Genomic DNA, 12,016 nt, shown 5'->3' with positions numbered 1-12,016 from the left:
GTTAAGCTATGATCAAATCATGTCCAACGGAACCTTCCACGACGGCTGGGGAAAAGCATCGTCGAGCTGCCACAGCTCGTCGTCTGTAAGCACAAGCCCCGCAGCAGCCGCATTCTCATTCACGTGCTCACGGGTGGCAGCCTTGGGAATAGCGATGACATCCCCGTCACGGAGGGTCCAGGCCAGCAGAACCTGCAGCGGAGTGACCTCATGATTCCGGGCAATCCGCTGCACGGCTTCGTTCTCGGTCAGCCCTTTTCTCAGGCTGCCTGCCTGCGCCAGCGGAGAATAGGCCATAACAGGAATCTTATGTCCTCTCAGCCAAGGCAGCAATTCATGCTCAATCCCTCTTGAGCCCAGATGATAGAGCACTTGATTCACTGCGCAGTGATTGCCGCCGGGGATGTGCAGCAGCTCCTGCATATCTGCCGTATCCAGATTGGATACGCCCCAGCGGGCGATTTTGCCGGTTGCAACCAGCGCCTCCATCCCCTCCACGGTCTCTTCCAGAGGAATATTGCCGCGCCAATGCAGCAGGTACAGGTCCAGATGGTCCGTGCCGAGCCGCTTCAGGCTGGCTTCACAGCTGCTGATCAGCTTAGTGCCGCCTGCATTATGCGGGTACACCTTAGAGACCAGGAATACGCTGTCGCGGATGCCCCGCAGCGCTTCACCTACCAGCTCCTCGGAGCGGCCGTCCCCGTACATCTCAGCCGTGTCAATCAGATTCATGCCCAGCTCCACGCCCTGACGAAGCGCAGCAATCTCTTCTGCCCGGTTCGCCGGCTGGTCGCCAATCCTCCACGTCCCCTGCCCCAGTCTGGGCAGCACAGCTCCGTCATTCAGGCGGATACTCTCAGATACAGGTTTGCTCATATGTGATAAGTCTCCTTATAAGAATAATGTTCTTCCTTACTATACTTACCATAATAGCGCCTGCGAAACATCCGGGTAAGCGTGAAGCTCTGTAAAGTTTCAGCAGCCTCAGCCGATTAGCTTCAGGCCCGTTACGGCACCCAGAATCAGCACAATGCAAAGAATTCGCCGCAGATCACGTGCTTCGCCGAAGAACAACATCCCCATGATCGCCGCTCCGGACGCTCCAATCCCTGTCCAGATCGCATAAGCAATTCCCATGGGCAGACTCTCCATCGCCAGAGACAACAGCAGAAAGCTTGCCCCGAAGCCTAGAATCAAAAGACAGAAGGACTGCCAGTTGCGGTTTTTGTACAGCTTGCCAATCATGGCGACCCCGAACATTTCACATATTCCGGCGGTAATCAGCATCACCCATGCCATCTCAATTCATCTCCTTTGCCTGTTCAGGTTCAGCCTGAGCCGGGGTAACCAGCTTCAAGCCGACGACGCCCGCCAGCAGCAGGCCGATCAGCAGCAGCTTCAGCGGCCGCAGCGGTTCACCGAACAGGACTCCACCTGCCAGAACGGTACCCGCTGTTCCAAGTCCGACAAATACAGCATAGACCGTCCCTACCGGCAGCCTGCCGCTAGCCCAAATAAGGGCGTAGAAGCTGATCAGGATAGCCGCTACCGTAACCGCCCATTCCCATGGAGCGGAGGCATGCTTCAGCCCGATGACCCATATCACTTCAAAGCAGGCAGCGCCTGCAATCATGATCCAGCTCTTAGTGTTCTTCTTCATTTCTCCGTCCTCCTGTTTCATAAAATAAGCCCGGAAGGTTATCGTCATTGACTGACGATACCTCCCGGGCTTTTGTCCCTCCGTGTATACACGGATTGGCTTCATCCGTGTGTTCTCCCTCGGACCAGACCAGCGGTGTCTACCTGCTGCGGAACCCTAGAGAACTATTAACTAAATTATTAACTTACATCCTATGTTAGCAAATCACTCTGCCAAAAGCAACTCTCAAGCCGCCGGCGGTCCCGGCTGATGATTAGCCCTTAATGGCCCCCTCGGCAATTCCATGCATAATAAACTTCTGAAAGAACCCATAAATCACAATGACAGGGAGCGCGGTTAATACGAGTGCTGCCAGGATTAGCGGCCATTCTTTGTTATATTCCCCGAACAAGGTGTTGGTCGACAGAATCAGTGTATATTTGGTAGTATCCGTCAGCATAAGCAGAGGCAACAGGAAATCATTCCAGATCCACAGGAAGTCGAGAATCGCAATAGTCACCGTGATCGGAACCAGCAGCGGAAATATAATCCGCCAGAACGTCTGGAACTCTCCGCACCCGTCAATGCGCGCAGCCTCCTCCAGTTCACGGGGAATGGATTTGACAAACCCGTGATACAGGAACACGGCCATATTTACGCCAAGCCCGATATAGATGACCGCCAGCCCGTAAGTGCTGCCGCTGACATGCAGTGCTTTGGCCATGCGGGTCAGCGGAATCATGATCGAGTGAAACGGGACGAGCATGGAAGCGATGAACAGAGAGAAGATAGCGGCGCTCAGTCTGCCGGAGGTCCGGGACAGCTTATAGCCGGCCAAGGCTGCACAGCAGATAATGCCTGCAATTCCGAGCACCGATACAATTACTGAATTAAGCGTGCTGTTCAACAGATGGATTTTGGCAAAAGCCTGGCTGTAATTCTCGAAATGCAGCTTGGTCGGCAGGGCCACGAACGAGCTAAACATCTCTCCCTGGGTCTTCACAGAATTAATAACTGCCAGATAAATCGGGAAAAAGGAGATCAGCGCACCTGCGCAGAGGAACAAGGTGATACAGAAGGAGCTGCCTTTCCTCAGCCTCATGCCTCCACCTCTTTTCTTTTCATAACACTGATTTGAATGAAGGTGAACAGCAGAATGATGATGAACAGAATCACTGATTTGGCACTCGCGTACCCATACCTGAAGTTGTTAGAGAAGGCTTCCTCATAAATATTCATTGTAATGACTTGGGTACTGCGTCCGGGACCGCCGCCGGTGAGTCCATAGACCACCTCGAACACTTTGAATGCCCCATTCAGCGTCAGGAACAGGCAGATGGTCACGGCATGGGTAATCATAGGCAGCGTGACTTTGCGGAAGGTCTGGAAGGGGCTTGCCCCGTCGATCACGGCAGCTTCCTTCAGACTCTGCGGCACACCCTGCAACGCGGCCAGATATATAATCATCATATAGCCGACACCATTCCACAGCGATACGATAATGATCGAATAAAAAGAGACTTTCGGATTGCCGATCCATAGCTGGTCCAGAAACGTCAAAGCGGTCTTCTCCGCCAGCTGCGGCAGCACTTGCGAGAATACGAAGGTCCACATGAACGCGCTGATGATGGTGCTGATCATATTCGGCATGAAGAAGATCGTCCGGAATAAGCCTTTGCTGCGCGTCTTCGTCTCAATACATACTGCCAGCACAAGCGCGAGCACATTCTGCAAAACAATCATGAACAACACATATTTCAGTGTGAACAGCAGCGCATTTATAAAGTCGGGGTCCTCCCGCAGCACCTCAATGAAATTACCGAGTCCGATAAACGAATAATTGGCGTTCAGACCGTTCCAGTCGGTTAAGCTGTAATACATGCCTCCGATGGTAGGAATCAGCAGAAATATTGAATAAATGATCAATGCGGGTGCGACGAAAGCAAGCAGTGAAGCTATATTTTTATAGCTCTTGACCGGCACAGAATCCGCTCCTCTCCCATAAATATAACTGACCAGGGTGGAGGAAGACAGGCTCACCTGCCTTCCGTTCCAGTGCTTGGCTGCAGCTTATTTATTCACCTTGTTGAAGGATTTCCAGGCCTTGTCAAGTGCCTTCAGGACATCATCCTGCGACACTTGACCGGCATAATAGGCCTGCAGCCCCTTGCCCACTTCATCCTTCACGGATTGCGGGATAGCCGGGTCCTGTACGGATTTGCCTGCTTTGACGTAAGTAGTAGCTTCTGTAATCCAAGGATAGCTCTCATAGGTGTGAACCGTGGCAACCGGATTGAATTTCAGCGCTTGGAACAGGCCGTTCGAAGCCTGATCATCCAGCACATAGTTCAGGAAATCAAGTGCTACCTCCTTGTTTTTGCTGGTTGGCGATAAAGCCAGCGAGGTGGAGGCGCTCAAGTTAATCAGAGTTGCAGCCGGATCATCACTGACGGGAAGCGGAGCAACGCCGAAGTCCAGATCCGGGTTCGATTTGAGAATCGTCTCGGCATACCACGGCCCCATAAGCCACATGGCTCCCTTGCCTGCCGCAAAGGCTGCCGCACCGTCATCGCCGCCTACCTCAGTAGCTTTGTCTGTACCATTCGCATTAATCAGATCAAAGATATCGAAGATGGCCGACTTCATCTCTGTGAATGACCCTTCATCCTTGTTCATCTTGTCTACAAAATCAGGATCTTGAGTCTTCACCATTCCACCTACGGCCAGCGGAAGCACCAACTGCGGAATCCAGGATTCTTTGTAGGAGAGGACAAACGGCGTAATCTGCTTATCCTTCAGCTTACCGATCACGGTCTTCATCTCAGTCAGTGTGGCTGGCGGAGTCAGTCCCTGCTCGCTGAAGATCTTCTTGTTGTACAAGTAGCCCCAGGAGAGCGTCTCAAGCGGAAGCGCCACAATCTTGCCGTCGGCAGTCGTCACTGAAGGCTTAACGCTGTCCAGCAGCTTGGCGGCAAAAGGCTGGCTGGATAAGTCCTCCAAATATCCGGCTTTATAATAGGATGGGATTTCATTGACAGCATGAAGGGCAAAGATATCCGGTGCATCATTAGAAGCAAGCCGTGTCTTCAGGATCTGGGAGGCATTGTCGGCTGTCGGCATTTCCAGCTGTACGGTAACATCGATATTCTTGTCCGCCTTCTCTTTCTTCACGAATTCTGCAATATAGTTGTCGTAATGCTCCTTGAAGCGCGGCTGTGCGATGAACATCTTCAGCGTGACACTCTTGGCATTCCCATTACCGCTCCCTGATTCTTCTCCAGCCGTATTGACCGCACTTCCATTGTTGTTGCTGCCGCAGCCTGCAAGAAGTGCAGCCGCCAGCAACGTAACCAGCATTCCTTTGCCCATTGTCCCCATACTGTAAGACCTCCCAATGTCTATGTTTGTTAACGCTTTCATTGTATCCTGATTATGAAATCGTTGAATTGGACGGCGTTACCCTTCAGCATTGGACATTTTTAAACCTTCGGACTGCTTTCTCATTTCACCGGGAGCTATACCGAAATGCTTCTTGAACACCCTGTAAAAGTAGCCGACATCCTCGTATCCCGCAAGCTCTGCCACCGTCTTGATCGGAATATTCCCGCCTTCCAGCCACTGCTTCGCTTTGTCCATCCGCAGCTGAAGAATAAAATCCGTAACATTGATGCCGTATTCAAGCTTGAACACCTTGCTTAAATATTCTTTGCTGACAAAAAACACTCTGGAGAGCCCCTCCAGGGTTACTGCCTCTGCATAATGCCCGCAGATGTACTGCCGGACATCCTCAAGGTTGAGCTTGTTCTTGAACCGGCGCTGCCCGATCAGCTGTTCCAGACTTCCCCCGTACAGCTCCCTTAGCCAGCACTCCAGACTCTCAGGTGTAGCCAGTACCGCATTCGGAATCTCCGTCTTCAGCTGTGCATCCTCCAGTCCGTTTCCGCGCAGCAGTTCCTTCAGCAGAAGCAGCATTTCACTGGCGGCCTGCCGCAGCATCCCCGGGCTCTGAATACCGCCCAGCTTCAGCTCCTCTGTAACATTGCCCAGTACTGAATTAACACTGTCTACATTAAGTTCATTGAAGTGAACCTTCATCAGCTGCTTATGGTTGGAGAGAGACCAGGTGATATCAATATCCAGCGTATACCGCTCCTGTTCTGCACGGATCTCCATCAGTTCCATGCGGCATTTATCCAGCACAGCGTTCAGTTCCCTGGGATCGACAGGCTTCAGTAAGTAATCTACTGCACCGTTCCGCAGTGCACTCTGGGCATATTTGAAATCATCGTAGCCGCTGATCACGATGATCTTAATATCCGGGTACTCTCTATGCAGCGCATTCATCAGCATGACCCCGTCTGTGCCGGGCATACGCATATCCGTGATTACAATATCCGGCTCAAGAGTCCCGGCAAGGCGGAGGGCTTCATTCCCCCCTTCTGCTTCGCCGACGATCTCCATTCCATAGGACTGCCACTCCCCGAAAGTCTTGATCAGTTCACGGTTCCAGCCCTCATCATCCACCACCAGCACCTTGATCATGCTTCATCTCATTCCTCTCCTGCGGGATAGTTAAAGTTACAATAGTGCCCTGCCCATGCCGGCTGGATAACTCAAGTCCGTATCTGCTGCCGAAATGCATCCGTGTCCTCGCAGCCACATTGCCAAGCCCGATCCGCTCCCCCGAGGTCCGGGAGCTGTCTCGACCCTCCAGACTTCTCCGCAGTCCGGCCAGCCGGTCTGCTTCGATCCCGATCCCATTGTCAATGATGTGGATCACCGTATCACCCTCCCGGCAGGTCACCTCCACCTTCAGCTCCCAGGCTCCTTCCTTCGGCTCAAGGCCATGGAAGAAAGCATTCTCTACAATCGGCTGCAGGCTCAGCTTGGGAATCAGACTGGTTAGGGCAGCCTCGTCGACCTCAAGACTGTAGCTGAGGCGGGCAGCAAACCGTTGCTGCTGGATCAGCATATAATCGCTAAGGTGCTTAAGCTCAGCCCGTAGCGGCGCCAGATCATCCGGCTCGCGGATAATATAACGGAACATATCACTGAGGGATCTAAGCACTCCATAGCTATCTGAGGGACTGTTCATAAACAGCATGCTGCCGATCATCTGCAGTGTATTTTGCAGGAAATGCGGGTTGATCTGCGCCTGCAGCGCCTTCAGCTCGGCACTCTTTTTCTCCAAGGTAATCATGTATTCGTTCTTAATATGCTCACGGATACGGTGGGCCATCTGATCCAGCTTCATCTCAAGCAGGCCGATTTCATCCACCCGGTAACTGGGCCGCGGCCCCCGCTCCTTCATCATGCCGAAGCCCTGGACCGAACGGGCCAGACGTACGATCGGCGTAGCCAGACGCCAGGCCAGCAGAACAGCTAGTAGAACGGCTACCGCCACCGAAATAGCGCCCACAATCAGACCAAACTTCATGGTGTTCATAGCACTTTCGTTGATGAAGCTGGTGGGGAGGACGGTGATCAGCTTCAGGCCTACCGGATCAATAGTGCTGTAGAATACATACTCATGGTCTGCGCGAAAATAGCCTTGGGCCTCTCCGGTCCCGGCGACCCTGCTTAAGATGACTGGCGAAGGTGCTATGCCTGAGGGCTGGTACAATATCTGCCCGTCAGCACTCGCTATTATAACTGTGTCTTCGGCTCCCCTTCTAAGCAAATTCAGTGTCTGGTCCAGCATTCCCCAGCGGATCTGGAGTGCAACCGCCCCCAGCTTCTCCTGATTCTCGAACCGGTTGATGCTGCGGATCAGTTCGAATCTGCCCGGGTCCTTACGGTCGGTTGTAACCGTGAAGTCCCGGTTCTGGTCGAACAGCAGCTTATAGGCCGGCGGAACTGCTTGCAGTGATGCAATATCACTTGAGGAGGCATGAATCGTGAATAGCTTGTTATAGTCCTTCAGATACAACTCGACTCCAATCACATGGTTACCGGCAGAATAGAACAGATTGGTCAATGTATCTATAATGTTCCGCTGGGAGGTGAACTGGCTGGAGAGATTCTGTTCTTCGGCATTCGCGAGATAATCGCTGAGATGCGGACTGATCAGCACGGTGTAGATCAGATTGTTCAATTGGGCGAACTGGCTGCCGAGATGGATGCCCGTCCATTTCATGTTGGAGAGCGTGGTGCTGATTACCTCTTCCTCCATCGAACGGCGGTTATTCTCTGCGGCTAGCGCTGTAATTGCAATAATCGGTGCTACGGCCAGCACAATCATCGTCAGCATCAGTTTATTGCGGATACTCCGCCGGAAGGGTTCAATGAGCCTTCTCATCCATCGGGCATACATGCTTCACATCAACCCCCCGTTCTTACTTGCCGTATTGTATCCCGAACTGTAGCAAAAAACTAACGCCCGGTATTAAGGGGGCGCTAGTTCATTTACTTACAGCCTGAAGCGGAGTCTTCCGAATCCGCCTATTTCTCTAAAACAATGGTATGGAAAGATTCCGCCTCAAGCACAAAGGAGTGCAGCGCGGCACCGTATTCGAGATGCAGCGTCCGGGACTCCTTATACAGGTTGGCAATCACCAGGGTCAAGGCGCCCGCCGGTGTGCGGAATGCGGTGGCATGTCCGCTCCACGGACCTATTAGTCCGGCACGGACCGAGCCCGGCATGGCGAAGCGGGAGAAATGCTTCATGACATAATACTCGGGGTTAGCCACTGGCAGCCGCGTGGCGGGATCTACCGTCAGCATAGAATTTTGCTCCCAGCCCCAGGTACTGCGGCCATGCGGTGCAAGAACCATGTTCCAGTAAATATAAGCGTTCACGCCATTGGAGAAATAATGCTGGTACAGATTATAGACATACTTGGCATAGAACCATGTATTCTGCCCGTCTCCGCATTCATTCTCTGTCTGCATATATCTAAGCTCAGGGTAGCTCTGCACTGTCCGCTGGATGGCATATTTGCCTGCCCACTGATAGCCGACACCCTTCACATATTTGTAGGCCTCGGGATCACTGAGAACCACGCCTGCGTAGGCGTCATAATCAGAGGTCTTTTGCTTGATTAACTCTTCCCAGGGGTCCGGCGCATTGATCGTGCCGAGCCAGATCTCTGTATCCAGCCCATGGGCCTCGAACGCAGGGCCCAGATAATCACGGATGAATTCTCTAAGCTGCTCTCCGGTCCAGACACAGGAAGGGAATTTCTGGTCAGCCACCACCTCATTCTGTACATGGACCTGGTGAATGGTGATCCCTTCTTCCCGGTAGGCCTGCACGAACTTCACGAAGTACAAGGCATAAGCAGCAAGAATCTCCGGTTCCCACCGCAGCGTACCGTAATTATAAGCCTTCGGGAACTTCATCCAGGTTGGCGGGCTCCACGGGGAGGCGAACAGCTTCAATTCAGGATTGAGTGCCAGCGCCTCTTTGATATATGGAATCAGGTACTTCCGGTCACGTTCAATGGAGAAATGCTCCATCGCATAATCGCCGTCTGTCTCATTATGGCTGTACCATTCCAGGGCATAGTCACTGGCCCCAATTGGCAAACGGCAGATGCTCAGCCGCTGTTCCCCTTGCGGATGAAACAGTGCGTGCATGAGCTTCGCCCGCTCCTCCTCCGGTAAAACAGACATGGCCTCATAACCCAGCTCGTTGAAGCATCCTCCGAAGCCTTCAAGCGTTTGATAGCTGTCCGGTGTAATTGTCAGATTAGGTATCGTTCCGGCAGGTGCTTGTTCCGGCGCTTTCCGTGCCACCCATTGCGCCTGCTCGGAGCTGGTGTACCATTTCAATGCAGATATTGACATCCTTCTAATCACCTCTTTTTATGATTACGCTTACATTGTAACGGATTGGCTTCACTGCAGTATTGGACAATTCTAGGGTCTGGTATTGGAGAATATTAATCTGGCTTGCCCCTTCCTAAGCTTAAGGCAGCGGACTGCATATCCCGCTGCCTCTTAGTCTTCCTGCAAGGAGGGCAAGCTCTATGCCTTCCCGCGGGATAGGTTCTACGCCTGTCCCGCCAGCCTGTTCAGCTCCTGCAGATCCGCTTCCAGATCCGCCTCGCTATACTTGCCCTGGCCGAAGCCGATCATGGCGCGCAGCGGCATATATTTCATCATGGCCAGCAGCATCTCCGGATTGTCGCCAAGCACATCCTCCAGCCCGAACACGCTGCTGAAGCTCTTCGCCTTCTCCTCCGTCAGCGGATTGGCGAGCAAATCGCCGACTGTAGTGTTGCGGTGGAAGCGGCCGGACAGCTTCACTGTGGACTCTACCTCAAGCTCCGCGCTCAGGCGGATATCGCGTGACGAAGATCCGACAGAGATCTTGAACATCCCGCTCTCTACATGCCAGTCAGCCAGCTTCACATTGTAGTAGGCAAAGGAACGCTTATCCAAAGTAAAGGTTACGATGCGTTCTTCCCCGGGCTGCAGCTCAATCTTGGCGAAGCCCTTCAGCTCCTGCAGCGGACGGATCACACTGCTCTCCACATCGCTGACATAGAGCTGCACGACTTCCTTGCCCGCTCTGCTGCCGGTGTTCTTGACCGTGACCGATACCTGAACGGTATCTGTGTCCTGAATGCGGGTCTGCTCCAGCAGCAGACGGCTGTATTCGAACTGCGTGTAGCTAAGGCCGAAGCCGAAGGGGAACAGCGGCTCTATTTCTTTTTTATCATAATAACGGTAGCCTACGAACAAGCCTTCCTTATACTCCACCGTATCGCCTTCACCGGGGAAGTTCAGGAATGACGGATTGTCGCTCAGCTTCATAGGGAAGGTCTCCGCCAGCTTGCCGCTCGGGCTCACTTCGCCGAAGAGCAGGTCCGCTACCGCACCGCCAAAAGCTTGACCGCCCAAATAGCCTTCAAGCACCGCCTTCGCCCTATGCAGCCAAGGCATCTCGACCGGTGCGCCGTTGCTCAGCACTACAATAATCTCGCTCTGAACCTCGGCCACCGCTTCAATCAGCGCCTTATGGCTCGCAGGCAGCAGCAGATGGCTACGGTCATAGCCCTCCGATTCGTAGCGGTCAGGCAGGCCAAGGAACAGCACAGCTGCATCCGCCTTGGCTGCTGTATCGCAGGCTTCGCGCAGCAGATCAGCATTGATGTCATCGCTCTCCAGCTCATAACCCTGTGCATACAGGAAGCTAGCTGCATCCCCGGCAACGGCCTGCAATTCGGCGAAGGCATCATCCATCCGGGATGGATTCACATGCGAGCTGCCCCCGCCCTGATAACGCGGCTGCTTGGCGAATTCGCCGATCACGGCAATCCGGCCGTTCTTAGCGAGAGGCAGAATTCCGCCTTCGTTCTTCAGCAGCACCATACTCTCCCGGGCCACTTCGCGTGCAAGCTGATGATGCTTCTCCGGGTCGAAGACCGCTTGCGGGTTGCGGTTTTCGACACTTTTGAAGATAAAGGCCAGCATTCGTTCTACCGCGAGATCCAGTGTCTCCATAGCCAATTCGCCGCTTTTCACAGCCGCTACAATCTTAGCGTCCCCAATTCCAGCGCTTGACGGCATTTCCAGCTCCAGCCCTGCCGCCAGCGCCTTCACCCGCTCATTGACCGCTCCCCAGTCCGACACAACGAAGCCTTCGAAGCCCCAGTCCTCACGCAGCACCTTGGTCAGCAGCTCATAGCTCTCGGAAGCATACTCTCCGTTCACCTGATTATACGAGCACATCACACTCCACGGCTGGCTCTGCTTCACAGTGCCTTCGAAGCTGGCAAGATAAATCTCACGCAGCGTCCGCTCGTCAATAACAGCATCTATAGACATACGGCGGTGCTCCTGATTATTGGCAGCATAATGCTTCAGAGAAGTGCCGACGCCCTGGCTCTGCACCCCCTTCACATGATTCGCAGCCATCTCTGAGGCCAGGAACGGGTCCTCCGAGAAATATTCAAAGTTCCGGCCATTCAGCGGAGAGCGCTTGATATTATTGCCCGGTCCGAGCAGAACAGCAACATTCTCCACCTGGCATTCCGTTCCCAGCGCCTCACCTACCCGGAAGATCAGGTCGCGGTCCCACGAGGAGGCCAGTCCGGCCGCTGACGGAAAACAGGTTGCCGGCACACTGTTATTCAATCCCAGATGATCTGCGTCACCCTGCTGCTTGCGGAGCCCGTGGGGACCGTCCGTTACCATCACTGATGGAATGCCCAGCCGTTCAATGCTTTTGGTATTCCAAAAATCCAGCCCGGAGCAGAGTCCGGCCTTCTCTTCCAGTGTCATTTGCGAAATGAGCTTTTGCAGCTCTGTTACGTCCTTTGCCATTATATAGCCTCCTATGAATACGGTTTCTTGACTTCATTCTATACGACTGTTCCGGCCAATTATGGTACTCTCTTTCGATCTTTGGTATTCTAAGTATACAATTAA

General features: G+C 53.3%; 10 protein-coding genes and 1 riboswitch. All 10 genes read right to left on the bottom strand.

Annotated features, from left to right (window positions below; genetic code table 11):
* Positions 1-12 precede the first annotated feature (12 nt).
* Positions 13-876 (bottom strand): aldo/keto reductase, encoded by an 864-nt coding sequence (locus tag NYE24_RS28650; protein ID WP_342477242.1) that lies wholly within the window; start codon positions 874-876, stop codon positions 13-15.
* A 108-nt stretch (positions 877-984) separates the two neighbouring features.
* Complete coding sequence (locus tag NYE24_RS28645; protein ID WP_036697894.1) at positions 985-1,299, bottom strand: multidrug efflux SMR transporter; 315 nt, start codon at positions 1,297-1,299, stop codon at positions 985-987.
* 1 nt (position 1,300) lies between these two features.
* Complete coding sequence (locus NYE24_RS28640; RefSeq protein WP_342477241.1) at positions 1,301-1,660, bottom strand: multidrug efflux SMR transporter; 360 nt, start codon at positions 1,658-1,660, stop codon at positions 1,301-1,303.
* 59 nt (positions 1,661-1,719) lie between these two features.
* A riboswitch (guanidine-I (ykkC/yxkD leader) is annotated at positions 1,720-1,831 on the bottom strand.
* Positions 1,832-1,913: 82 nt separating this feature from the next.
* Positions 1,914-2,741: a carbohydrate ABC transporter permease gene (locus tag NYE24_RS28635; protein WP_036697892.1), complete on the bottom strand. Its 828-nt coding sequence runs from the start codon at positions 2,739-2,741 to the stop codon at positions 1,914-1,916.
* Positions 2,738-3,622 carry a sugar ABC transporter permease gene (locus tag NYE24_RS28630; RefSeq protein ID WP_342477240.1) on the bottom strand — a complete coding sequence of 295 codons (885 nt, stop codon included), beginning with the start codon at positions 3,620-3,622 and terminating at the stop codon, positions 2,738-2,740. The genes NYE24_RS28635 and NYE24_RS28630 overlap by 4 nt, the downstream gene beginning before the upstream one ends.
* Before the next feature lie 87 nt (positions 3,623-3,709).
* Positions 3,710-5,017: an extracellular solute-binding protein gene (locus NYE24_RS28625; protein WP_342477239.1), complete on the bottom strand. Its 1,308-nt coding sequence runs from the start codon at positions 5,015-5,017 to the stop codon at positions 3,710-3,712.
* 78 nt (positions 5,018-5,095) lie between these two features.
* Positions 5,096-6,181: a response regulator gene (locus NYE24_RS28620; RefSeq protein WP_342477238.1), complete on the bottom strand. Its 1,086-nt coding sequence runs from the start codon at positions 6,179-6,181 to the stop codon at positions 5,096-5,098.
* Positions 6,156-7,952 carry a histidine kinase gene (locus NYE24_RS28615; protein ID WP_342477237.1) on the bottom strand — a complete coding sequence of 599 codons (1,797 nt, stop codon included), beginning with the start codon at positions 7,950-7,952 and terminating at the stop codon, positions 6,156-6,158. Before NYE24_RS28615 ends, NYE24_RS28620 begins: the two co-directional genes overlap by 26 nt.
* A 128-nt stretch (positions 7,953-8,080) precedes the next feature.
* Positions 8,081-9,427: a glycoside hydrolase family 30 beta sandwich domain-containing protein gene (locus tag NYE24_RS28610; protein WP_342477236.1), complete on the bottom strand. Its 1,347-nt coding sequence runs from the start codon at positions 9,425-9,427 to the stop codon at positions 8,081-8,083.
* A gap of 204 nt (positions 9,428-9,631) precedes the next feature.
* Complete coding sequence (locus tag NYE24_RS28605) at positions 9,632-11,911, bottom strand: glycoside hydrolase family 3 C-terminal domain-containing protein (protein WP_342477235.1); 2,280 nt, start codon at positions 11,909-11,911, stop codon at positions 9,632-9,634.
* Positions 11,912-12,016: the final 105 nt, after the last annotated feature.

The organism is Paenibacillus sp. FSL H7-0350 (assembly GCF_038593195.1).
Lineage (GTDB): Bacteria > Bacillota > Bacilli > Paenibacillales > Paenibacillaceae > Paenibacillus_AQ.
Note: the sequence above shows the minus strand (reverse complement) of the source record. Positions and strands in the feature narration are given on the sequence as shown.